The 23249-nt window shown below is 74.1% G+C and carries 20 protein-coding genes and 1 pseudogene; 8 read left to right on the top strand and 13 right to left on the bottom strand.

Annotation, left to right across the window (positions count from 1 at the left end; genetic code table 11):
* Positions 1 to 12: 12 nt before the first annotated feature.
* Both ABZY20_RS08855 and ABZY20_RS08850 read left to right on the top strand, forming a co-directional pair.
* Positions 13 to 705, top strand: a complete 693-nt coding sequence (locus tag ABZY20_RS08855; RefSeq protein WP_356438609.1) for an alpha/beta hydrolase — start codon at positions 13 to 15, stop codon at positions 703 to 705.
* A gap of 83 nt (positions 706 to 788) precedes the next feature.
* Positions 789 to 1958 carry a lactate 2-monooxygenase gene (locus tag ABZY20_RS08850; RefSeq protein WP_356438607.1) on the top strand — a complete coding sequence of 390 codons (1170 nt, stop codon included), beginning with the start codon at positions 789 to 791 and terminating at the stop codon, positions 1956 to 1958.
* 48 nt (positions 1959 to 2006) lie between these two features.
* On the opposite strand, the gene ABZY20_RS08845 is transcribed toward ABZY20_RS08850, so the two are convergent.
* The 6 genes and pseudogenes from ABZY20_RS08845 to ABZY20_RS08820 all read right to left on the bottom strand — a co-directional run.
* The gene (locus ABZY20_RS08845) at positions 2007 to 3647 is read right to left on the bottom strand and encodes an RICIN domain-containing protein (RefSeq protein ID WP_356438605.1); all 1641 of its coding nucleotides are present in this window, start codon (positions 3645 to 3647) and stop codon (positions 2007 to 2009) included.
* Between the two features lie 358 nt (positions 3648 to 4005).
* A complete protein-coding gene (locus ABZY20_RS08840) occupies positions 4006 to 4383 on the bottom strand; it encodes a toxin Doc (RefSeq protein ID WP_356438602.1) in 378 nt (125 codons plus the stop codon).
* Between the two features lie 3 nt (positions 4384 to 4386).
* Positions 4387 to 4632, bottom strand: coding sequence for a hypothetical protein (locus ABZY20_RS08835; protein WP_351137795.1), 246 nt, complete (start codon positions 4630 to 4632; stop codon positions 4387 to 4389).
* A 431-nt stretch (positions 4633 to 5063) separates the two neighbouring features.
* Positions 5064 to 5855 (bottom strand): alpha/beta hydrolase, encoded by a 792-nt coding sequence (locus ABZY20_RS08830; RefSeq protein ID WP_356438599.1) that lies wholly within the window; start codon positions 5853 to 5855, stop codon positions 5064 to 5066.
* 73 nt (positions 5856 to 5928) lie between these two features.
* Positions 5929 to 8172, bottom strand: a complete 2244-nt coding sequence (locus tag ABZY20_RS08825; RefSeq protein ID WP_356438597.1) for a glycoside hydrolase family 9 protein — start codon at positions 8170 to 8172, stop codon at positions 5929 to 5931.
* Between the two features lie 289 nt (positions 8173 to 8461).
* Positions 8462 to 8817 (bottom strand): annotated as a pseudogene (locus ABZY20_RS08820) (beta-galactosidase); the annotation flags it as partial.
* Between the two features lie 266 nt (positions 8818 to 9083).
* Between ABZY20_RS08820 and ABZY20_RS08815 the strand changes: the two are divergent.
* From ABZY20_RS08815 to ABZY20_RS08805, 3 genes are all read left to right on the top strand, one after another.
* Positions 9084 to 11465, top strand: coding sequence for a SpoIIE family protein phosphatase (locus tag ABZY20_RS08815; protein ID WP_356438594.1), 2382 nt, complete (start codon positions 9084 to 9086; stop codon positions 11463 to 11465).
* Between the two features lie 44 nt (positions 11466 to 11509).
* The gene (locus ABZY20_RS08810) at positions 11510 to 12058 is read left to right on the top strand and encodes a DUF4232 domain-containing protein (RefSeq protein ID WP_356438591.1); all 549 of its coding nucleotides are present in this window, start codon (positions 11510 to 11512) and stop codon (positions 12056 to 12058) included.
* Between the two features lie 114 nt (positions 12059 to 12172).
* Positions 12173 to 13399 carry an SLC13 family permease gene (locus tag ABZY20_RS08805; protein ID WP_356438588.1) on the top strand — a complete coding sequence of 409 codons (1227 nt, stop codon included), beginning with the start codon at positions 12173 to 12175 and terminating at the stop codon, positions 13397 to 13399.
* A gap of 43 nt (positions 13400 to 13442) precedes the next feature.
* Here the strand turns inward: ABZY20_RS08805 and ABZY20_RS08800 are convergent, their stop codons facing one another.
* Complete coding sequence (locus ABZY20_RS08800; protein ID WP_356438585.1) at positions 13443 to 15782, bottom strand: ricin-type beta-trefoil lectin domain protein; 2340 nt, start codon at positions 15780 to 15782, stop codon at positions 13443 to 13445.
* Positions 15783 to 16054: 272 nt separating this feature from the next.
* Positions 16055 to 17005: a helix-turn-helix domain-containing protein gene (locus ABZY20_RS08795; RefSeq protein ID WP_356438583.1), complete on the bottom strand. Its 951-nt coding sequence runs from the start codon at positions 17003 to 17005 to the stop codon at positions 16055 to 16057.
* Between the two features lie 63 nt (positions 17006 to 17068).
* On the opposite strand from ABZY20_RS08795, the gene ABZY20_RS08790 reads away from it, so the two are divergent.
* Positions 17069 to 17911, top strand: coding sequence for a phytanoyl-CoA dioxygenase family protein (locus tag ABZY20_RS08790; RefSeq protein ID WP_356438580.1), 843 nt, complete (start codon positions 17069 to 17071; stop codon positions 17909 to 17911).
* 31 nt (positions 17912 to 17942) lie between these two features.
* On the opposite strand, the gene ABZY20_RS08785 is transcribed toward ABZY20_RS08790, so the two are convergent.
* Positions 17943 to 18911: an aldo/keto reductase gene (locus tag ABZY20_RS08785; RefSeq protein WP_356438578.1), complete on the bottom strand. Its 969-nt coding sequence runs from the start codon at positions 18909 to 18911 to the stop codon at positions 17943 to 17945.
* 217 nt (positions 18912 to 19128) lie between these two features.
* Between ABZY20_RS08785 and ABZY20_RS08780 the strand changes: the two genes are divergently transcribed.
* Complete coding sequence (locus tag ABZY20_RS08780) at positions 19129 to 19980, top strand: hypothetical protein (protein WP_356438575.1); 852 nt, start codon at positions 19129 to 19131, stop codon at positions 19978 to 19980.
* A gap of 3 nt (positions 19981 to 19983) precedes the next feature.
* On the opposite strand, the gene ABZY20_RS08775 is transcribed toward ABZY20_RS08780, so the two are convergent.
* Positions 19984 to 20520, bottom strand: coding sequence for a flavoprotein (locus ABZY20_RS08775; protein ID WP_356438572.1), 537 nt, complete (start codon positions 20518 to 20520; stop codon positions 19984 to 19986).
* 45 nt (positions 20521 to 20565) lie between these two features.
* Positions 20566 to 21024, bottom strand: coding sequence for a nuclear transport factor 2 family protein (locus ABZY20_RS08770; protein ID WP_356438569.1), 459 nt, complete (start codon positions 21022 to 21024; stop codon positions 20566 to 20568).
* Positions 21025 to 21115: 91 nt separating this feature from the next.
* Between ABZY20_RS08770 and ABZY20_RS08765 the strand changes: the two genes are divergently transcribed.
* A complete protein-coding gene (locus ABZY20_RS08765) occupies positions 21116 to 21667 on the top strand; it encodes a TetR/AcrR family transcriptional regulator (protein WP_356438566.1) in 552 nt (183 codons plus the stop codon).
* A gap of 7 nt (positions 21668 to 21674) precedes the next feature.
* Here the strand turns inward: ABZY20_RS08765 and ABZY20_RS08760 are convergent, their stop codons facing one another.
* A complete protein-coding gene (locus ABZY20_RS08760) occupies positions 21675 to 21875 on the bottom strand; it encodes a ferredoxin (protein ID WP_356438563.1) in 201 nt (66 codons plus the stop codon).
* A gap of 13 nt (positions 21876 to 21888) precedes the next feature.
* Positions 21889 to 23085, bottom strand: a complete 1197-nt coding sequence (locus ABZY20_RS08755) for a cytochrome P450 (protein ID WP_356438560.1) — start codon at positions 23083 to 23085, stop codon at positions 21889 to 21891.
* Between the last annotated feature and the right edge of the window lie 164 nt (positions 23086 to 23249).

Raw genomic sequence — 23249 nt, 5'->3', positions numbered from 1 at the left:
AGGTTGGCCGGCATGACTGACTTCGTATTGGTCGCGGGGACGTGGCTCGGGGCCTGGGCGTGGGACGAGGTGGCCGCGCACCTGCGCGACGCCGGACACCGGGTCCATCCGCTGACGCTGTCGGGCCTCGCCGAGAAGCGGGACATCCAGCCGTCGGGACAGCAGGCGCACGTGCGGGACGTCGTCGAGGAGGTGGAGCGCCTCGGCCTGCGGGACGTGGTCCTGGTCGGGCACAGCTACGCGGGCATCCCGGTCGGGCAGGCGGCCGGGCGGATCGGGGACCGGCTGAGGCGCGTGGTCTTCGTCGACGCCAACGTGCCGGTGGACGGGGAGTCGTTCCTGTCGGGCTGGCCGAGCGAGGGCGTCCGCCGGGCCATCGCCGACCACGACGGGCTCTGGCCGCCGCTCGGCCCGGAGGACTACGCGGGCCAGGATCTGACGGACGAGCAGATCGCCAGGATCGCCGGCGCGACGCCGCACCCGGGCGTCACGCTCACCGAACCGGCCGTGCTGGCCCGCTCCCTCGGCGAGCTGCCGGTGACGTATGTGAAGTGCCTGCTCGACGGCGAGGAGCCGCTGCCGGCGGTGGCCGCGCTGCTGCCGGGCGACAGCTGGGAGCTGGTGACGATGGACACCGGTCACTGGCCGATGTTCTCGCAGCCGCAGGCACTCGCCCGGGTCCTCGACACGGCGGTCCGCCCCTGACCCACCACCGGCCGTACCGCTCGGTATCGTCGGCCCCCACGGCACGGTCTCGACGAGGAGACGACGAGAGGCGGGTACGTACGGTGGGCAAGCACTGGGCGGATTTCCAGTACGAGATCTACCTCAACGGCATGACGGGGGCCGTTCCGCGGCTGCCCACCGACCTGACCCGGCTGGAGGAGCTGACCGAGCGGCGGCTCGGTCCCGGCCCGGTCGGTTATGTGGCGGGCAGCGCGGGGAACGGCAGCACGGCCCGGGCCAACCGCGCGGCCCTGGAGCGCCGCCGGATCGTGCCGCGCATGCTGCGGGACGTGCACGAGCGGGACCTGTCGGTCGAGGTACTGGGCCGCGCGCTGCCCGCGCCCCTCGCGCTGGCCCCGGTCGGCGTGCTGTCGATCATGCACCCGGACGCCGAGCCGGCGGCGGCCCGGGCCGCCGCCGCGCAGGGCGTGCCGTACATCCTGTCCTCGGCGTCCAGCACGCCCATGGAGCAGGTCGCGGAGGCGATGGGCGACGCCGAACGGTGGTTCCAGCTCTACTGGCCGAAGGACCCGGAGGTGGCCCGCAGCTTCCTGAAGCGGGCGAAGGCGTCCGGCTTCAGCGTGCTGGTCGTCACCCTGGACACGCCGCTGCTGTCGTGGCGGCCCCGCGATCTCGACCAGGCGTATCTGCCGTTCCTGCGGGGCGTCGGCACGGCCAACTACTTCACGGACCCGGCGTTCCAGGCGGGTCTGGACAAGCCCGTGCACGAGGATCCGAACGCGGCCGTGATGCACTTCGTCGGCCTGTTCGCCGACCCGGCCAAGTCCTGGCCGGACCTGGCGTTCCTGCGGGAGAACTGGGACGGGCCGATCGTCCTGAAGGGCGTGCTGCACCCGGACGACGCGCGGCTGGCCGCGGACGCCGGCATGGACGGGGTGGTCGTCTCCAACCACGGCGGCCGGCAGGTCGCCGGTTCCGTCGCGGCGGCCGACGCGCTCCCCCGCGTGGCCGAGGCGGTCGGCGACCGGCTGACCGTCCTGTTCGACAGCGGCGTGCGCAGCGGGGACGACGTCTTCAAGGCGCTCGCCCTCGGCGCCCGCGCCGTCCTGGTCGGCCGCCCCTACGTGTACGGCCTCGGCCTCGACGGCCAGGCGGGCGTCGAGCACGTCATCCGCTGCCTGCTGGCCGAACTCGACCTGACCCTCGCCCTGTCGGGGCACGCCACACCGGGCACGATCGAGGCGTCCGACCTCGTCGAGGGCCCGGTCTGACGGCGGGGCCGCCGCGCGGCGGCCCCGCCGGGGCGCGAGGGCCCGTGGTCACTGCCGGCGGTCGTCCGGCACGGTCACCTGCCGTGCCGCCGGGCTCTCGCGCTCCTCGATCGACAGGGACCCCGCCGCCGTCGGCATGGGCTCGGCCCGCCAGCGCTGGCCGCGGGAGCGGTCCCGGACCTTGACGACGATGTCCGAGTCCGGTTCGTCGTCGGCGGGGGCGAGGGCGAGCTGTTCGTCCCAGCGGGGCAGCAACTCGCCCTGCACGGTGAGGTCGTAGCGCACGTCGCCGCCCCGCTCGGCATCCTCGTCGGCGCAGGTACCGAGAATCACGACGCCGGCGTCCTTGTGCGAGTCCAGGCACAGTCCCGGATCGGCGACGCTGCGCAGCAGCCCGTCCTTCTCGTACGTCCACTGCTGGGTCCACACCGTGGAGCACTCCGCCAGTTTCGCCGCCGCGCCCTCCTTCGGCAGGTCCCTGATGTCGAGGCACAGGCCGGCGCCGGTGTTGCGCAGCCGGGTGACGCCCGCCCCGGTGGGCAGCCCGGCCGTGCCGGGCGGCGACACGGACGTGGCGCCCTTGCCGCCGGCGGCGGCGCTGGAACCGGCCGGGTCGGCCTCGTCGCCGTCGTAGGGCGAGGCGCTGATGATGAGCACGGTCGCCAGCACTCCGGCGGAGACCGCGCCCACGCCCGTGAGCAGCGCGCGCGAGGACCGCAGCGCCTGCGGGACGCGCGCGCCCGGGATCCGGCGCCCGGGCGCGGGGATCCGGGCCAGCAGCCGGGGCCGCCGCCCGCCGGCCCGCCGGCCGCCGCCGCGCCCGCCGGTGCGGGCGCCCTTCGTGCCGTGCGGGGCCCGGCCCCACCGGGAGTCGAGGTAGCGGCGGGCGCCCCAGCCGAGGACCGCCTCGGCGATCAGCGGGCCGAGGGATCCCTCGAAGTGGCTCAGTTGTTCGGCCGCGTTCCGGCAGTAGCGGCACTCCGCCAGATGCTCCTGGACGTCCGGCAGCAGTGCGCCGCCCCGGCGGATCGGGACGTCGAGCAGGCGGTTGTAGAAGCGGCAATCCTGGGTGGGCGCGAGTTCACGATGGGCCCTTACACACCCCTCGCGGAATTTGTCACGCGCTTGTTCCAGTGCGGCCGACGCGAGGTCGGTATCCATGCCCAGGAGTCCGGCGGGGACGTTTATGGGATCGGCTTCGACCTCGACGTGCCAGAGCAAACAGCGTGCGGCGGAGGGGAGTGCCTGGAATGCCCGCTCCGCGACGACGCGATTTTCGGGTGTCATGGTCGTCGCGGCGCGCAGTCCGCGCCCTCCGGCGGGTTTCTGCAGTGCGGGCAGAACGGCCGATATCCGATCGTCGCCCGACCACTCCCGGATGGTGTCGCGCACGGTCACCAGAAGCGCCGGGCGCAGGGCCGCGGCCGACTCCCCGAAGGCCAGGCGGTTGAGGGTCCGGTGGAACGCCGTTCCGGTGACCATCGAGGCGACCTGCGCCGAAGAGGCGAGGCAGATGACCGCGTAGTCGTGGACCGACTGCCAGTGCCGTGCCATCAGCAGCGCCACGGAATGGGCGGCGACTCCGCCCTGCGGGCTGCCTCTCAGCCGGGCGGCGAGGCTTTCGTCGGATTCCCCGGGATCCCCGCCGGGCGGGGGATACGGAGGACGAGGGGGGTGGGGGGTGGGCACTGAGATGGTTCCTTCCCACGCATGTGACACAGAAGTTCTGTCGCCGAAAAAGGAAGCCCGGTTGGTGCGTACCTTTTTGGGGCGGCGCGGGAGGTGGGAATTCACCGGCGGTGAATCGGAGTCGGTCTGCACATCGCGTGCGACACCCGGCCATTCCCCCCGCACGCGCGTTGCACTCTTGCACAACCCCCACACCAGCAACAAGGCGCACGGACCACATCCGCGCCATTGACAGAAAGTCAGAAGTCGAACGCGCGCACGTGGCTCGCACCCGTTTTCGACATTCCAGACGCCCCGGTCGCATCGGGCACCCCGCGGGCGCGTGTGCCGCGCACGCGCCCGGCGTGCGCCCCCCGGCTCAGATCTGCCAGGAACGCAGCCGGTCGGCCGCGCCGTAGACGTCGGTGGTGCCGGACATCAGGTCGCGGGCGAGGTCGACCAGGGCGCCGTAGGGCGGGTCGATGCCGACGCCGCTGACGAACATGTACGCCACGGCGGTCGCGCAGGCGAAGCGGGCGTTGGCCGAGGGCAGCGGGCGCAGCACGGCGAGGGTGTGCAGCAGCGCGGCGGCCCGCCAGGCCGCGTCGGAGTCCACCCCGAGGCGCGGCGGGTCGACGCGGTGCCGGGCGACGGCGGCCACCAGCGCCGAGAAGTCGTTGATCACGGGTTGGTCCGGGAGGACCTCTTCGTGGCGCTGGAGCAGCCAGGGCACGTCGATGTGGAGGACCGGCGCCATGGGTCAGGCGGCCCGGCCCTCGCCCTTGGCGGGCGGCTCGTCGTCGGGGAAGGCGGCGGCGAACTCGTCGGCGTGGGCCGAGAAGAACCGGCGGAAGGCCTCGGCGCCCTCCTGCAGCGCCCGGTGGCGGGCGATGTCGGCGGCGGCCGCCTCCCGCACGAGCGCCTTCATGGACGTACCGCGTTCCTTGGCGATCTGCCGCAGGTCCTCGAGCTCGCGGTCGCTGAACTCCACGTTGAGAGCTGGCATGCCTTCACGGTACCGCTCGGGTACTGACTCGTAAATATCCGCAGCTCAGGGCAGTGATCGAACGGTACCCGCAGAGAGTCGGCAGAGGCGCGGCGAGGCCCGCCCGCGCGGGCGGGAGGCGCTGCCGGCGCTGCGGCACGGTCGTGCTGCCCGGCAGGGACGTGGCGACGGCCCCGCGTCCGATGCGCGTGACCTGGCCGCCGGGAGCGCTTCGCCGTCCGGGCCCCCGGGGCACGGCGCGGCCGCGATGACCAGGACGCCGTCGACGAGCGGGAGAACACGGGCGGCGGGCGCCGCCGGGTCGCCGGTGGCGCGCCGCTCCCCGGCCTGATCCTCCGGCGGAGGGCGACCGGGTGCGGCGTCCGGGCGGCTCGCGCCGACCGCCGGGGCAGCGGGCGGCCATGCGTCGTGCGGTGGCCGGGCCGGGCCCGTCAGGAACGGGAGCGGCAGAATTCGCGGACGGTGCGGTTGAACGGCTCAGGGGCCTCGATGTTGCTGAGGTGGCCGACGCCCGGCAGCACCACCAGGGTGGCCTCCGGGATCGCCTCCAGGAACGCGCGGGCGACGGACTCCACCGGGGAGCGCGCGTCGAGCTCGCCCCACAGCAGCAGCGTGGGCACCGCGATCCCGGGCAGCAGGTCGCGCTGGTCGGCCTCGGCCATGACGGTCAGCTGCGTCCGCATGCTCTGCCGGCGGGTGTCGGCGGACATCACGGACAGCAGCCGTACGGCCTCGGCGGACGGCTGCCCGGCGAACAGGCCCGGCACGGTCGGGGCGAACTCCTCGGCCGGGACCGCGAGCATCCGCTCGGCGCCCTCGATGCGCGACCGCACCTCCGCCGCGGGGAGCGAGCCCTTCCAGCCGGCGTAGGCGTCGACGAGGAGCAGCGTGCGCACGAGCCGGGGGTGGAGCCGGTACAGCTCCAGGACGACGGTGCCGCCCCAGGACAGGCCGAGGGCGTGGGCGGGGCCGAGGCCCACGTCCTCGATCACGGCCGCCAGGCAGTGGGCGTAGTCGGCCAGCCCGAAGGAGGGCGGGACGTCGGAGGAGCGGCCGGCGCCCGGTTCGTCCCAGGCGACCACGGTGAACGCGTCGGCCAGGTCCTCGATCTGCCAGCGGAACAGGCGCGAGTCACTGGTGGCGCCGTGCGCCAGCACGAGGGGCGGCCCCTGGCCGGCCCGGTCGTACGCGACCTCGACGTCGCCGACCCGCACCCCGTGCATGCCACCAGGCTACGCGCGGCTGCCGGAGGCGTCCTGTCGTGCGGACCCCTCCGGTAGCAGGCGGTCGTCCCTGTTATCCCTGGTCCGCCACGAAGGAGGCCATGCGGGTCAGGGCGGCGTTCCAGTTGATCGTGTGCTCGTTGGTCGACCAGGACTGGATGTCGTCGATGTAGCAGAACTGGCCGACGCAGCCCTGGAGTTTGCTCTGTGCGTAGGGGTCCTGGATGCTCGAGTTCGGTCCGCCGGCGAGGGTGCCCCGGGGCGGGTTCGGCTGGTTCGGGTCGAGCTGGCGGGCGTACCAGCGGCTGTGCTGGTTCTGGGCGCTGACCTCGCCGTAGCCGGTGACGTAGGAGATGTTCAGCGCGTTGCGGCCGAGGATGTAGTCCATGCTCTGCAGCGCGCCGTCCCGGTACTTGGAGGCGCCGGTGATGTCGTACGCGGTGGCGAGGACGACGGCGTTGTTGAGGACCTGGTGGCTGGAGCCCCAGTCGTACTTGTTGCCGTCCGGCGCGTAGGGCATGCCGTACGGCTGGGCCTTCAGGGTGGCCAGGTAGCGGTCGGCGCCCTGGACGACGGAGCGGCGCACCGCGTCCCGGCCGGGCAGGTGGTTCGGCACGGTGGCGAGGTCGAGCCGGCCCGCCGCGCCGGTGCGGGCCCAGTCGAAGCCGACGGGCTTGAAGAGGTCGGCCGTGTGGACCGGGGACTTCAGGACGTACTCCTCGAACTGCTTCTCCCCCGTGGAGAGGTACAGCTCGGCCGCCGCCCAGTAGAAGTCGTCGCTGACGTCGCTGTCGGCGTAGGCGCCGCCGCCGACGCCGTCGCTCTCGGAGGCGAGGCGGTCGGGGTGGGCGAGCGCCGCCGCCCAGGCCTTGCGGGCGGCCGTCAGCGCCTTGCCGGCGAACGCCTTGTCGTACGGCCGGTACAGGCGGGCCGCCTGCGCGGCCGTGGCCGCCAGGTTCAGGGTCGCGGCCGTGGACGGCGGGTGCAGTTCGCGCTTCTGCGGGTCGTCGTGGGGCATCAGCGGCAGGCCGGTCCACTGCTCGTCGTGCATCTTGTGGTGGGCCATGCCCGCCAGCGGCTTCCCTTCCGGAACCTGCATCCTCAGCAGGAACTCCAGCTCCCAGCGGGCCTCGTCGAGGAGGTCCGGGACCTTGTTGCCGCTCTCGGGTATGGCCAGGGTGCCGTCGCCGAGCTTGCCGGTGTCGCCGGTGCGGGCGTGCCGGGCGCGTTCGTAGGTGCTGAGCAGTTCCCACGTGGAGATGCCGCCGTTGACGACGTACTTGCCGTGGTCCCCGGCGTCGTACCAGCCGCCGCTGACGTCCAGGGTGTAGTCGCAGACGCCGGGCTGGCAGGGCACGGCGGTGTCGCCCTGGTTGGGTGCCACGCCCACGTGTCCGGCGGGGCGGCCGTAGCCGGGCCGGAGGTCGTCGCGTATCGCGATGCCGCTGCGCTGGGTGTAGTAGTACTTCGCCGAGTCCAGGCGGAGCCGCTCGTAGGCGCTCGCGTCGATGTCGAAGGGGCGGCTGGTCTCGCCGTCGGCGACGAGGGTGAGGCCCGAGCCCTTGGTGCGGTAGGCGCCGAAGTCGATCGAGTGGACGTTCTGGCCGGAGGAGGCGTCGACCCCGCGCGGCACGGTGGTGCCCCGGGCGACCACGTTCCCGCCGGAGTTCCTCAGCTCCCAGGGCAGCTTCGTGGTGGCGTCGGTGACCAGGGTGGCGTTCTTGGGCCCGGCGGGCAGGTAGGCGACCTGGTTGACGCGGACCCGGGGCCCGGTGTCGGGCTCGTACGGCTCCGGCTCCACCCCGCCCAGCAGCGACACGTCGTCCATGCAGAAGCGCCAGGGGTCGGCGCTGCCGCCGAGCTGGAAGCCGACCTGCCCCTGGGTGGTGTCGACGGGCGCGGTGAAGGTGTACGCGTAGGTGTCGCCGGAGACGCTGAGCTGCGGTGTCACCTCGTGGTAGGTGTCGTACGGCGACACGGACAGGCCGACGATCGCGCGCACCACGTGCCCGGCGGGTGTGCCGGTCGCGCTGAAGGAGAAGCGGTAGGTCTCGCCCTTCACGAGGGTGATGTCGTTCTGCCCGACGGCGGCGTCCCAGCGGTTGGTGGTGCCGCCGGGGACGTCGGCGCAGAGCCGGCCGTCGGACAGGCCGGCGGTGACGTTGCTGGTCGTCCACCAGGGGTCGGTGGTGGTGTCGAAGGTGCCGTTCCTGACCTGCTCGATCTCCTCGGCTCCGGCCGGGGCGGAGGGCAGCGCGGTGAGCGCGGTCGCCAGGAGCGCTGTCAGGGACAGCAGGGCGGTTCTGCGTCGTTTCACGTCTGGGCTCCTGTGGGGAGGGACGGGCGGCGCTCAAAATGGGAGCGCTCCCAGAGCGGACGCAAGCCATGGTTGTGGCACATGTGACGCGCCGTCAACGGTCCGGACAGGACGAGCTGTTCAACCGCACGTCCGGACCGTCGCGCAGGGCTCAGCCGGCCGGTGCCGCCGGCCGGCGGACGCGGAGCGCGCCCCGGGCCTCGTGCGGGTGGCGGCTGGTCATCGTCGGGTACGGCCCGCGCCGTCGACGATCCGGGAAGCGAGCTCGACGTCCGCGCCCGATCCGGTGGAAGGGCAGGCGGTACCGGCCGAGGCCGCCGGGGAGGAGACCGGTGCCGCCCGCCGGTGGTGCCGTGTGCGGTCGTGGGGGTCTGCTCGATGTTCCAGCCGTGCGGGACGGCGACCTCGCGCCAGGCGGAGTCGTCGTACCCGGGGAGGCGGGTCTCCGCGTATGCGCCGCCCCGGTCGGCGCCGCCGTCGGGGTCGGCCGGCGCGAAGCGCCGCACCGTCGCGGAGCGCGACGGTGCGGCGTCCGGATGTCCCGCGCTCCTCCTCGGCGGCCCGGGCCTGCGGGGTGCCCGGCAGCGCTCCGGCCGCGGGGGCCGCCGCGGAGGCGAGCAGGACCGATCCGCGCGTGACCGACATGCGGGTCTCCCGCATCGGGACTCAGAACCAAGCACAACTCAGCGCGACCAAACAGGTTCTGTTGAGGCGTCACATCGGGCCGTCAAGGGTGCGGCAGAGCCCTGCTGTCCCGTGGGCCGCTTCGCGCCGGTCTCCGCCCGGGCCGGGCGGGGCGGGGCGGGACCGGGCGGCATGGGGGTTACCCGTCCACGCCGGGCGTCTTCCGACTAGTCTGGAACGCAAGTGACCTCCCTGTTCACTGTGAGTGTCCGTATGGAGGGGCGACGATGAGCCCGGACGAGCCGTTCGACGATGGCCTGGCCGCACGCGCCGTCATCGCCGCCGACGGCACGCTCACCGAGTGGGGCGAGGGCGCCCGCCGTCTGCTGGGCCACACGGCCGACGAGGTCGTGGGCCGCCCCGCAGCCCGGCTGCTGGCCGACGGTGCCGAGGCCCCGGTGCCCGTGGACGCCCGCTGGAGCGGCACGCTCGACCTGCGCCACCGCGACGGGCACACGGTGTCCGTGTGGGTCGTCGCCCACAGCAGGCCGCCGGACGCCGGGAAGGCCTCCGACTGGCTCGCGGTGTCCCCGCCCGTGGCGCCGTACCGGGACCTGCCGGAGGACCCGCTGGTGCGGGCGGCCCTGACGCAGTCACCCTGCGCGACGATGATCTTCGACGAGCGGCTGCGGCTGCGCGGGGTCAACGAGGCCATGGCGGCACTCCTCGGTCTGCCCGCCGAGCGAGTGCGCGGGCTGCGGCCGACGGACATCGGCAGCCGCCCGCAGAACCGCGAACTGGAGGAGTACCTGCGCCGGGTGCTGCGCACCGGACGGCGCCAGGAGCTGCAGTCCTACATGAAGGCCAGCGGCGAGACCCGGGGGCCGCACGCCTGGCTGGCCCGGCTCGCACCGCTCACCGACGAGTCGGGGCAGGTGCGGGGCGTGTGCGTGACGGCCCACGACTTCTCCGACCAGTACCGCTCACGCGAGCGGCTGCAACTGGTCAACGAGGCGAGTGTGCGCATCGGCACCACCCTAGACGTCACCCGCACGGCACAGGAACTGGCGGACGTGTGCGTCCCCGCGCTCGCCGACTTCGTCAGCGTCGACCTGCTCGACGCACAGGGGGACGACGGCGAGTCCCCCGGGCCCCCTCGCCCGCCGGTGAGCCTGCGCCGGGCCGCCCACCAGTCGGTCAACCAGGGCAGCCCCGAGGCCGTCGCCAAGCCGGGCCAGGTCGACGTCTACCCCGAGAGCTCCCCGCAGGCCGCCTCGCTGGTCGCGGGCCACACCGTCGTGGCCTCGGGGACGTCCGGCGACCTGGAGCGGTGGCTGGCCTGGGACCCGGTCCGCTTCCGGCGGGTGCAGGAGTACGGCATCCACTCGACGATGTCCGTGCCGCTGCAGGCCCGGGGCACGACCCTCGGCGTCGCGGTCTTCACGCGTTTCCGCAGCCCCGAGCCGTTCACCGACGACGACGTGCTGCTGGCCGAGGAGGTCACGGCCCGGGCCGCCGTCTGCATCGACAACGCCCGCCGCTACTCCCGCGAGCGCGAGACCACCCTCGCGCTGCAGCGCAGCCTGCTGCCCCGCACCCTGCCGCGCACCGCGGCGGTGGAGGCGGCCTCCCGCTATCTGCCCGCCACCCGCTCCGGCGTGGGCGGCGACTGGTTCGACGTGATCCCGCTGTCCGGGATGCGGGTCGCCATGGTCGTCGGGGACGTCGTCGGGCACGGCATCCAGGCCTCGGCCACCATGGGCCGGCTGCGTACGGCGGTCCGCACGCTCGCCGACATCGACCTCGCCCCCGACGAGCTCCTCACCCACCTCGACGACCTGGTCGTCCGGCTCTCCGGGGAGTCCGGCACCGACGCCGCGGCCGGCGAGGTCGGCGCGACCTGCCTGTACGCGGTCTACGACCCGGTGTCCCGGCGCTGCACCCTGGCCCGGGCCGGGCACCCCGAGCCCCTGATCGTCCCGCCGGACGGACCGGCCCGGCAGTTGCACCTGCCCTCGGGACCGCCGCTGGGCGTCGGGGGGCTGCCGTTCGAGTCCGCCGAGGTGGAGCTGCGGGAGGGCAGCGTCCTGGCGTTCCACACGGACGGGCTGCTGTCGAGCGGGGAGCGGGACGTCGAGGCGGGTCTCCGCATGCTCCGCGAGGCCCTGTCGGCACCCTCCGGCTCGCTGGACGAGATGTGCGACCGCGTGCTGCACACACTGCTGCCGCCGAGCGGCTCCGCCGACGACGTGGCCCTGCTGCTCGCCCGCACCCGGGGTCTGCCGTCCTCCCAGGTCGCCACCTGGGACATCCCCGCCGATCCGGCGCTGGTGGCGCCCATCCGCAAGCAGGTCGTCGACCAGCTCGACCGCTGGGGGATGCAGGAGGCCACGTTCACCGCCGAGCTGGTGGTGAGCGAACTGGTCACCAACGCGATCCGCTACGGCGCACCGCCGATCCGGCTCCGGCTGATCCACGACGCGTCCACGCTGATCTGCGAGGTGTCCGACACCAACCACACGGCTCCGCATCTGCGCCGGGCCAAGACCTGGGACGAGGGCGGCCGCGGTCTGCTCCTGGTCGCTCAGCTGACCCAGCGCTGGGGCAGCAGGCACACCGCCGAGGGCAAGACGATCTGGGCGGAACTGGCGCTCCTCGACGAGACGTGACCCCGCCCTGTTTCCCCCGGGGCACGCAGGAAACCCGGAAGGACATGGCCACATCATCCCCGTCGGTACGCCGGGCGGCCTTAGGCGCGGGGCTGCTCGCGCTCCTCGGCCCGCTGGCCGCCTGCGGCACCGAGAACCGTACCCAGACCGTCTCGCAGCAGACGACCACCACCGTCACCCGGTGCCACAGCCATGAGCTGCGCGCCTCCGTCGGCCGTATGGATCCGGGTGCGGGGCAGCGCAACTTCCCCGTGGTGCTGACCAACGTCTCCTCCCGCACCTGCACGCTGTACGGCTATCCGGGCGCCGCGTTCGTCGACGCGTCCGGCCGGCAGCTGGGCCCCGACCCCAAGCGCACCCCCGGCGACCCGGCGACGGTGCGGCTGGCCCCGGGCGACAGCGCCTGGGCGGGACTGCGGTACGCCAGCCCCGAGACGAGCGGCGCGGACACCGCCGTCCCGGCGGCGCTGCTGGTGACCCCGCCGGACGAGCGCAAGCCGCTGAAGGTGCGCTGGACGGCCGGTGAGGTCCCGGTCGGCGGGAACGCGTCCTCGGTGTTCCTGACGGTGCTGGAGCCGGGCAGCGGCCCTTGACCCGGGCGGAGCCCTTGCCGTTCTCTTACCGGCGCTTGTTCTCATGGGCGGGCTCGATCTGATCCTGTCCCGGAGGACCTCGCCCTGAACGCCCCGCTCGCCGAAGTCCTGTCCGTGACGCTGCTGGCCGCCGTGCTCGCCTGGGCCGTGCTGCGCCCCCGGGGGCTGCCCGAGGCCGTGCTCGCGGTCCCGGCCGCCGGGCTCGCCGTCGCCACCGGGGTGATCACGCCCGGCCACGCCTGGGAGGAGATCCAGCGGCTGGGGCCCGTGGTCGGGTTCCTCGCCGCCGTGCTGGTCCTGGCGTACTTCTGCGACGTCGAGGGACTGTTCACCGCGTGCGGGGCGTGGACGGCGCGCTGGGCGGCCGGACGCCCGGCGCGGCTGCTGACCGCGGTGTTCGTCCTGGCCTCCGTGGTCACGGCGGTGCTCAGCCTGGACGCCACGGTCGTCCTGCTCACCCCGGTGGTGCTCGCGACCGCCACCCGCATGGGCGTGAACGCCCGGCCCCACCTCTACGCCTGCGCCCATCTGTCGAACACCGCGTCGCTGCTGCTGCCGGTCTCCAACCTGACCAACCTGCTCGCCTTCACGGCCAGCGGGCTGAGCTTCACCCGGTTCGCGGCCCTGATGGCGCTGCCCTGGCTGGTCGCGATCGCCGCCGAGTACCTGGTGTTCCGGCGTTTCTTCGACGACGAGCTGAACGCCCCGCTCCCCTCCCCCGCGCCCGGGCGGCCCCCGGAGCTGCCGAGATTCGCGCTGATCACCGTGGGCTGCACGCTCGCCGGGTTCGTCGTGACCTCCGCCGCCGGGATCGCGCCGGCGTGGGCCGCGCTGGCCGGTGCGCTGGTCCTGGCGGGGCGGGCGCTGCTGCGGCGACGGGCCACGGCGGTGACGGTGGTGAGGTCCGCGGCCCCGGCCTTCCTGGCGTTCGTGCTCGCCCTCGGGGTCGTCGTGCGCGCGGTCGTCGACCAAGGGCTGGCCGACGCGCTCCGGCGGGTGCTGCCCGACGGCTCGGGCCTGCTGACACTGCTGGGCGTGGCCGCGCTGGCCGCCGTCCTGGCGAACCTCATCAACAACCTGCCCGCGGTGCTGGTACTGCTCCCGCTGACCGCCGGGGCCGGTCCCGGTGCCGTGCTGGCCGTGCTGCTGGGCGTGAACATCGGGCCGAACCTGACCTACGCCGGGTCGCTGGCGACGCTGCTGTGGCGGCGGATCGTGCAGCGGCACGGGCTGCGGATCGGCCTCGGGGAGTTCACCCGGCTCGGCCTGCTCGCGGTACCGGCCGCGCTGGTGCCGGCCGTGGTGGCGCTGTGGCTGTCACTCAGGGTCGTCGGCCCCTGACGGGACGTCCGGTTCAGGCGTGTCCCGTCGAGGGCACGACCGGTCAGCGCCGGTCGCCGGAGCCGTAGCCGCTGTAAACGTCGTAGCCGTCGTAGCCGTGGCCGCTGTATCCGTCGTAGCCGTAGCCGTCGTACCCATAGCCGCCGCCGTAGCCGTAGCCGTCGTACCCGTAACCCCCGCCGTAGCCGTAGCCCGGATACCCGTGGCCGGGGTCGCCGTACCGGCCGTCCTCGTCGCAGTAGGAGCCGTGGGGGTGGCAGGGCGGGGCGGTGGGGGCCGGGCCGCTGGGCGTCGGCTGTGCGGTCGGCCGGGTCGCGGACGGTGTCGGTGCGGGCTCGGGCTTCTTCGGCGGGGCCGGGGTGCGGGTCGGGGTGGGGCGCGGCGGGGCGTCCCAGTTGACGGCCTGCATCCGCAGCCGGGCCTTGGAGGGGTCGATCACCCAGCGCTGGACGCTGTCGTCCGCCCGGGCCTTGACGACCAGGGCTCCCGAGCCGTCGGTGGCGGCCGGGGCGAGGGCGAGGTCCTGGTCCCAGCGGGGCACCAGGGCGCCCTGGAGGGTGAAGTCGTAGCGGACGTTCCTGGTGTCCGGCTGGGACGCGCCTGCGCAGGGGGCCAGCCGCACCGAGTAGCCGAGGCGCGAGTCCAGGCAGAGGCCGGGGGCCGCGCCGCTGCGCAGCAGCCCGTCGGTCTCGTAGGTCCACTGCTGGACGGAGGCGGAGGAGCAGGTGGTGAGCTCGGCCTCCGCGCCCTTGACGGCCTTGCCGCCTTCGAGTCCGACGCACAGGTCCGAGGCGACGTTGTGCAGCCGGCCGCGCAGGGCGCCCTTCTCGGCGCCACCCGCCCCGGCCCGGGACGGGTCCTTGGCCGAGCCGCTCTTGCCGGGGTCGGGTGACTTCTCGGCGGACCGTCCCCCGCCGCCGGGCGACCCGTCGTCCGAGGTGCCGACGGACCACAGCACGAGGGGGAGGGCGACCAGCGAGCCGACCGTCAGGATGCCCACGGTGAGGTGGCGGCGCCGGGCGGCCCGGCGGGCCGCCTTCTGGGCGGACCTGCGGGCGGCGGTGCGGGGGCCGACGGTGGGCGGGCCGGGGGTGTGCGGGCCAGGGGTGGCGGTGCCGGTCCGGGCCGGTGCTCCGGGCGCGGCGGAGAAGCTGTCCCGGTCCCGGGGCGCGACCGTGGGCGGCGGCGGGAAATCCTCGTGCGTCCGGGCAGCGGGGCCCGGCACGGCGGCGCCGGGCGGGCCGGGCGGGCCGGACGGGTCGGACGGGTCGGACGGGTCGGTGAACGACTCCCCGATCGTGCCGGTGAGGGCGACCGGATCCGGGGAGGCGGTCCCCGGGGCGGTCCGCACGGGGTCGGGGAAGACCTCGCGGGCGAGCGGCACGGGGTCCGGGAAGGTCTCCTCGTACGACTGGTCCGCCGGGGTCCGGGCGGACTCCGGACCGGCCGGGACGGGCGGCACGGGCACGCCTCCGGGCTGCCCCGCGGACATCCCGCTCCGCGGGGAGGTCTCTCCGGAGAGGTCTCCGGAGGTCTCCGCAGAGCTCTCCGCCGCGAGCAGCCGGCCCTGCGCGTACGCCTCGCCGCCCCAGCCCAGCACCGCCTCCGCCAGGGCGGGGCCGAGGCCGTGGTTGAACCGGTCGAGCTGGTCCGCCGCGGCGGCGCAGTGCCCGCAGCCCTCGATATGCGCGCGTAGATCGAGGTCGAGGTCGAGCCCGCCGCGTCGATACGTCACGTCCAGCAGCCGCAGATAGCGCCGGCACACGTCGTCCGGGGCGAGTTCGCGGTGGAGTTGCAGGCACTCCTCGCGCAGCCGGTCACGGGCCCGGCCCAGTTCCACGCGGGCGCCGTCCTCGTCGAGGCCGAGCAGTCCGGCCGGGGACGCGAGCGGTTCGGCCTCGACCTCGACGTGCCACAACAGGCAGCGGGCGGACTGGGGCAGTCGCTGGAACGCCCCGGACAGCAGGCGCCGGTGCTGCGGGGGCAGCAGCCGGGCGGCGGGCCGCTCCCCCTGCACCGCCGGGGACAGCAGGTCCGGGTGGAGCATGTCGCGTCTGTGGTCACCGGCCCATTCGGCCGCGATGCGCCGTACGGTCACCAGCAGGTGGGGGCGCCAGGCGGAGGTCGGGCCGTTCTGGCGCAGGCTCTCGCCGAAGATGCGGGTGAAGGCGGCGGTGGTGAGCATGCCCGCCGCGCGCGGACCGTCGGCGCACAGGCGGGCGTAGGCGAAGGCCGCCTCCCAGTGCCGGTCCAGCAGTTCGCCGACGGGGTGAAGCGCGGGGGTAGCCCCCGTCCACTTCCTGAGTTCGGCGCTCAGTTGCTCGTCCGTCGCGCCGGACCTGCGGGCCGGGGCCGGTGATGTCGACGGACTTGCGTCGTTCACGACTGCATTCCTCTCAAGGACCTGCGGAATATAGTCCATACCAAGGGGTATGCCAGCGCGGCGGCCTCGCGCACTAGAAATGGGGGCGTGGTGTCCGCACGCCGGCACCGCACACCTTTGCACAGGTCAGCAACAGGGAACAAGCGATCTCACGGTTTTGTGCATTGCGTGTGCGGCCAAAGCCTTTTGACAGAATGTCAACCAGCGCGGTGAAAGGGATTTCCGCGCGGTCCGCCCGCTTTTAATGGTGTGTATTCGCCCGGTTTCCGTTGTCATCCGGAAACGCTGGGACCACCGTCGGGCGGGCCGCCGTGTGCCGTCCGGTACGCGCCGGGCGGGGCCCCGTAGCGCTCGCGGAAGACGCGGTTGAAGTGGAACGGGCTGGCGAAACCGGAGGCGGCGGCGACGCGCTCCACGGGCAGGGCGGTGCCTTCCAGCAGCCGGGCGGCGTGCCGCAGCCGGGCCTCGCGCAGCGCGCGCATCGGCGACTGGCCGAGCTGGGAGGTGAACAGGTGCGCGAACCGGGAGGGCGACAGGGCGACGTGCGCGGCCAGGGAGCGGACGGTGTGCGGGGCGGCGGGGTCGGCGGCGATCAGTTCCTGGGCCCGGTGGATCCGTGCGTCGAGCCCGGAGCCGGAGGCGGCCGGCCGGGCGCCGGCCGTGGCGAGGAGGACGATCTCCTCCAGCGCGCACAGGGCCAGTTCGCGGGCCGCGCTGCCGTGGGCGACGGCGACCTGCCCGTCCGGCGGCCCGGCGTCGGGCGGCTCCCCGCTCCCGGGCCAGCGGGCGTCGGCGAGCATCCGCCGGAACGCCGTCTCGACGCGCCGGTGCGGGCCCGACGCGGCGGACGGGACCGCGTAGGTGCCGTCGCCGGTGGCGTACGGCCGCAGCCAGGCGGTCCAGGACGGGCGGGCCTGGCAGTGCGCCCACCAGAACGCCCAGTGCCGGGCGCCGGGCGCGACGGCGTAGCCGTGCGGGACACCCGGGGCGAGTACGACGAGGTCGCCCGGGCCGGCCGAGGTCCGGACGGCGCCCTGCCACAGCCGCCCCCGGCCCGCCGTGGTCCAGGTGAACAGCCAGCTCGCCGATCCCCGCGGCCGGTTGACGCCGTACCCGGGCGGCTGGTCGAAGTGGCCGAGCACCACCAGGCCCGGCGGCGGGGCGGGGTCTTGGCCGCCCTCCCGTTCAGCGGTCCCGGGCAATCCGTCAGCACGCACGGGCATCCTCCTCGGCGACTCGGAGGCCTAGCGTCGGTGACCTGGACACCCGATGCAAGGAGTACGCACATGACAGTCTCGGGCAACGGCGCCGCCGGCGCTCCCCTCCTGGACCCCGTGGGGCTGCTGCGGTACCGGGACGGCTTCAAGGAGGACGGCTTCACGGTCGTACGCGGGCTCTTCGAGGCCGATGAGATCGAGCGGTTGTGCGAGGAGTTCGCCGCGCTGCGGGCGGGCGGCCCGGTCCCCGGGCACTTCGAGCCGCGCGCCGCGGACACCCCGGGCGCCGATCCGCTGCACGTCTGGCCGCGGGTGATGCAGCCGCACCGGATCAGCGAACCCGCCCGCCGGATGCTGCTGGACGCCCGCCTGCGGACGGTGCTGGAGGTGCTGCTCGGCGAGGAGGTGCTGGCCGCGCAGAGCATGTTCTACTTCAAGCCGCCCGGGGCCCGGGGCCAGGCGCTGCACCAGGACAACTTCTATCTGCGGGTGGAGCCGGGGACGTGTGTGGCGGCCTGGGTGGCGTGCGATGTGATCGACCGGGCGAACGGCGGGCTGGAAGTCGTGCCCGGCACGCATCGCATGGACCTGTTCTGTCCGGAACTCGCCGATCCCGAGGTGTCGTTCGCCCGGGAGTACGTGCCGCCGCCGCCCGGTCTGGTGCCGGTGCCGGTGGACATGCGGCCGGGTGACGTCCTGTTCTTCAACGGCAGTCTGGTGCACGGGTCGCAGCCGAACGGAACGGACGATCGGTTCCGGCGGTCCTTCATCGGGCACTACGTGGGGCGGTCGGCCGAGCGCATCGGCGCGTTCTACCCGACCCTGACGATGAGCGGGGCGCGGGTCGTGCTGCCGGAGAGCGAGGGCGCGGGTCCCTGCGGCACCGAGTTCGCGCCGCAGGGACCGCACTGACACCTCCCCCGGGCCGGGGAGGCGCGGCGTCTCAGTGCCCGGCGACGGGGTGCGCCGCGTAGGGGCGCTCCAGTTCCGCCCGCTCCTCGTCGCTCAGCCGGAGTTCCACGGCCGCCACCGCGTCCTGGAGGTGCCCGGGCCGGGACGCGCCGACGATCGGGGCCGTCACCCCCGGCTGGTGGAGCAGCCAGGCGAGGGCGACCTGGGCACGCGGCACCCCGCGCGCCTCGGCGATGCGGGTGACGGCCTCGACGATCGTGCGGTCGCCCTCCTGGTAGAGGCGGCTGCCGAAGGCGTCGGTGGCGCTGCGGCCGGTCGTGGTGTTCCAGTCGCGGGTGAGGCGGCCGCGGGCGAGCGGGCTCCAGGGCAGGACCCCGACGCCCTGGTCCGCGCACAGGGGCAGCATCTCGCGCTCCTCCTCGCGGTAGATCAGGTTGTAGTGGTTCTGCATGGAGACGAAGCGGGTCCAGCCGTTCAGCCGCGCGGTGTACTGCATCTTGGAGAACTGCCAGGCGTACATCGAACTCGCCCCGATGTAGCGGACCTTGCCCGCCTTGACGACGTCGTGCAGCGCCTCCATCGTCTCCTCGACCGGGGTGTGCGGGTCGAAGCGGTGGATCTGGTAGAGGTCGACGTAGTCGGTGCTGAGACGGGCCAGGCTCCGGTCGAGCTCGGTCATGATCGCCTTGCGGGACAGTCCGGCGCCGTTCGGCCCGGGGCGCATCCGGCCGTGCACCTTCGTGGCGAGCACGATCTCGTCGCGCCGCGCGAAGTCGCGCAGGGCCCGGCCGACGATCTCCTCGCTGGTGCCGTCGGAGTAGACGTTGGCGGTGTCGAAGAAGGTGATCCCCGCCTCGACCGCCTGCCGGATCAGCGGGCGGGAGGCCTCCTCGTCGAGGGTCCACTCGTGCGTGCCGCGGTCGGGCAGGCCGTAGGTCATGCACCCCAGACAGATCCGCGAGACGTCCAGGCCCGTCGAACCGAGCTTCACGTACTGCATCGTTGCTGCTCCTGCCTTCGGGAGGGTTTCCACGGGGAGCGTACGTGCCGGTGTGCGCTGCGCGGCGGGCCTTCGGGGTTGCTGCCCTCAGGTGACGGACCGGCGTGGGAGCGACGGGGCGGCCCGGCCGCTGCCGCATCCTCGGCGCAGGTGACCGGCGCCGGGCCGGTCGGCGATGTACGGAGGACGCGTGGCGGCACGACGGAGGACACTCAGGTTGCTGACCGGGACGGCCGCGGCCTGTCTCGCCATGGTCTCCCTCGCGTGGAGCCGGCCGGTCCCGCCGCCGTCCCACCACGTCCGGGCGCAGGCACCGGCGGTGGAGGGCCCGGCGACGCTGTGCGCACCGGCGGGCGTGCTGCGCGGTCCGGACGGCGAGCGGGCCTCGGTCAGCCTGTGCGCGGGCAGCGGCACGCCGGTGATGGCGGTGTCCGCGCCCGCCTCCTGCAGCCGCCCGGGGACGTCCGTGCGCCACGCCTGCCTGACGTCCGGCAGCTGGACGGCGAAGCGCGACGGCGCGACCGTGGCCTCCGGGACGCTGCCCGGTTCGCAGCCGTACCCCGGGCCGGGCACCTACGACGTCACCGCGGACGTGCACGTACGCTCCGCGCCGTCCGGTGTGGACCTGCGCGGCACGGTCCGGGCCACGCTCACGCTGTCCGCGCCGAAGCAGCGGCCCACCCACCGGGTGGAGGTCGACCGGCGGACCCTGCGGCCGGGCGCCACGACCACGCTGACGTACCGGGTGTACCGCGACAGCGAACAGGGCGACGGCAGCGCGCGGTTCGGGCTGATCGGCGAGGAGAGCACGGGGGTGCGGATCAGCACGGCGGACGCCCGGTGCGTGAATCCGCTCGTCGGCCGGGCGCCCGCGGAGGACCGCCTGACGTACGCGGTGGACTGCGCGCTCACCGACCTGCAGCCGGGGCGCCCGGCCACCGTGCGGGTCGAGGTGACGCTGGACAAGGCGTGCTCGACGGTGGTCTCGAAGCTCGGCTACTGGATGCCGCGCGGGCAGGCGCTGTACACCGGCGGCATGGTGCAGGGCCCGACCGTGCGCTGCGCCTGAGGATCAGCCGCGGGCGATGAGGTCCAGCGCCCGTTCCCAGGCGAAGTCCGGCCGCCCGCCGTCCTGCCCCGGCTCACCGGCGTACGGCCGGCCGAAGCGGACGCCCATCCCCCGCAGCCGTTCGACGCTGTCGCGGTAGGCGGGATGGGCGGCCAGCGCGTCGCCGACGCACGGCAGGACGGCGATCGGCACCCCGAGGCCCGCCGCCTCGCAGAGGGTGCCCAGGGCGAGGGTGTCGGCGATGCCGGCCGCCCACTTGTTGACGGTGTTGAAGGTGGCGGGGGCGACGGCCACGGCGTCCGGTGCCGGGAACGGGCGCGGTTCGCCGGGGGTGCGCCAGGCGGACCGGATCGGGCGGCCCGTGCGGGCCGCCGCGTCGGCGGCGTCGAAGAAGCCGTTCATGGCGACCGGTGTCGCGATCACACCGACCTCCCAGCCGCGCTCCTGCGCGGCGGTGATCAGGGTGCCGACGTCCGCGGCGACACCGGCGGCGCAGACGACGACGTAGAGGAACGGCTTGCGGGCGGTCTGTTCGGTCACCCGGGAAACCCTAGTGATCCGGGACCCCGGTGTTCCGGGCGGGCGTCAGCGCAGCGGGAGGGTCCGCCCGCGCTCCGCTTCCGGCCGGGGGCCGAGGATGCGGCGCTCGGTCTCGTCGATCGGGACGTCGTTGATGCTGGCCTCGCGGCGGGTCATGAGGCCGTGCTCGTCGAACTCCCACAGTTCGTTGCCGTAGGAGCGCCAGCACTGGCCGTCGGTGTCCCGGCACTCGTACTGGAAGCGGACGGCGATGCGGTTGCCGTCGAAGGCCCACAGGTCCTTGCGCAGGGCGTACTCCCGTTCGCGCTCCCATTTGCGGGTCAGGAACGCGGTGATCCCGGCCCGGCCGGTGACGAAGGTGTCGCGGTTGCGCCAGACGGAGTCCTCGGAGTAGGCGAGGGCGACCTTGTGCGGATCGCGGGTGTTCCAGGCGTCCTCGGCGGCCTGGACCTTCCGCGCCGCGGTCTCGCGGGTGAAGGGCGGCAGGGGCGGTCGGTCGGTCACGGAGCCTCCCGGCAACAGGGGAGAACGAGCGTTCTCCTCTCGGCTGCTACCGTAGGAGAACGATCGTTCTCGGGTCAAGGAGGGGTGGGCGATGGACCGCGCGGAGGCCCGGGAGCGGAGCCTGGACGCCGCCGAGGAGCTGTTCTACGGACGGGGCGTCAAGTCCGTCGGCATGGACGACGTGCGCGCCGCCTCCGGTGTCTCGCTCAAGCGGCTCTACCAGCTGTTCCCGGCGAAGGAGCAGTTGGTGGAGGCGTATCTGGAGCGGCGTGACGCGCGCTGGCGCGGCGAGCTGGCCGCGTTCGTCGAACGGCAGGAGGAGCCGCGGGAGCGGATCCTGGCCGTGTTCGACTGGCTGGGCCGGTGGTTCGGCGAGCCGGGCTTCCGCGGCTGCGCGTGGATCAACGCCCACGGTGAGCTGGGCGCGACCTCGGAGCGGGTCGCCGCCCAGGTGCGGGCGCACAAACGGGCGTTCCGGGAGTACCTCGGCGTGCTGGCGGGCGCGGCGGGGCTGCCCGCCGCGCTGGGCGGGCAGCTGTTCCTGCTGGCCGAGGGCGCGATGGTCACGGCCGGCGTCACCCGGAGCGCCGAGCCCGCCGCCGAGGCGCGGGAGGCGGCCCGGCTGCTCCTGGACGCCGTGTGACCCCGCGTCAGCCGACGGTCTCCGAGACGGTGATGGCGCTCACCGGGCAGGCCCGGGCCGCCTCCCGCAGCAGCGGGCTGCCGCCGCCGTCCTCCCGGCCGGGCAGCAGGGTGCTGTAGCCGTCGTCGTCCTGGGTGAACACGTCCGGGGCGGTCAGGGCGCACTGGCCCGCGCCGATGCAGACGTCCTTGTCGATGTCGATGCGCATGCCCGCAAGCCTCTTACCAGGTCACGGGGAGTTCCAGCATCCCCTGGATCGTGTCGCCCGGCTTGAAGGGGATCTCGTCGGGCGGGGCGGCCAGGCGCAGCGTGGGCAGCCGGCCGAAGAGGGTGCCGAGGGCGATCTCCAGTTCGGCGCGTGCGAGGTTCTGGCCGAGACACTGGTGGATGCCGAAGCCGAACGCCACGTGGTGGCGGGCCGGGCGGCTCCAGTCGAGGGTGTCCGGCTCGGCGAAGACCGTCTCGTCGCGGTTGATGACCGACGTCGCGAACACCACGCCCTCGCCGGCGCGGATCGTCGTCCCGGCCACCTCGACGTCCTCGACGGCGATGCGCAGCAGGCCGTCCGCGATGGACAGCAGCCGCATCAGTTCCTCGACCGCGGCCGGCATGACCTCGGGGTCGGCGCGCAGTTCGGCGAGCCGCTCGGGGTGCTGCAGGAGCGTGAAGGTGCCGAGGGAGATCATGTTGGCGGTCGTCTCGTGGCCGGCGACCAGCAGGATGAGGGCCATGGCGATCAGGCCCTCGCGGTCGGGTCCGCCGTCGCCGGGCCGCCGTTGGACCAGGTCGTCCAGGAGGCCGGTGCCGGGGTCCTCGCGCTTGCGGTCGATCAGCTCGCCGAAGTACTCCTCCAGCCTGCTCCGGGCGTCCTGCACGTCGGCGGTCCCCGGGCCGCGCAGCAGGCGCCGCGACTGGGCCTCGAAGAAGTCGTGGTCGGCGTAGGGGACGCCGAGCAGGGCGCAGATCACCATGGAGGGCACGGGCAGCGCGAAGGCGCTCACCAGGTCGGCTGGCGGGCCCTGGGCGATCATCGCGTCGAGTCGATCGTCGACGATCCGCTGGATGCGGGGCCGCAGTGCGGCGGCCCGTTTGAGGGTGAAGTCCCCGACGACCATCCGCCGCTGGGCGCGGTGCTCGGGATCGTCGACGCCGAGCAGGGCCGTACGGCGGTTGCGGATGCCGGCGAAGCGCGCGGTGGGGGTGGGGAAGCCGGGGCGGTCGCGGTCGGAGGACAGGCGGGGGTCGGCGAGCAGGGCGCGGGCGGTGGCGTGGCCGCTGACCAGCCAGGCCTCACGGCCGTCGAAGAGGGTGATCCGGGTCAGGGGGCGCTCGGCGCGCAGCGGCTCGTAGGCGGCGGGCGGGTGGTAGGGGCAGGTCCTGCTCTGGGGGAAGGCGACGGGTGCGGTCGTGTCCGTCATGAAGACCTCGCAGAGGGAGTGAGCGTCGTGCCGATCTTCATTAGATGCCCGAGGCACCTATAGGGCGACGCGAAGTTCGGCCAGATCGGTGGCGGCTGCGACTTGGCCGGGGAACGCCGTCCTCCCGTGCGAAACGCCCGCGGGGAGGGGCGGGTTCGCCGGAG

The sequence above is a fragment of the Streptomyces sp. NPDC006624 genome (assembly GCF_040611555.1).
In the GTDB taxonomy this organism is placed as follows: domain Bacteria; phylum Actinomycetota; class Actinomycetes; order Streptomycetales; family Streptomycetaceae; genus Streptomyces.
Note: the sequence above shows the minus strand (reverse complement) of the source record. Positions and strands in the feature narration are given on the sequence as shown.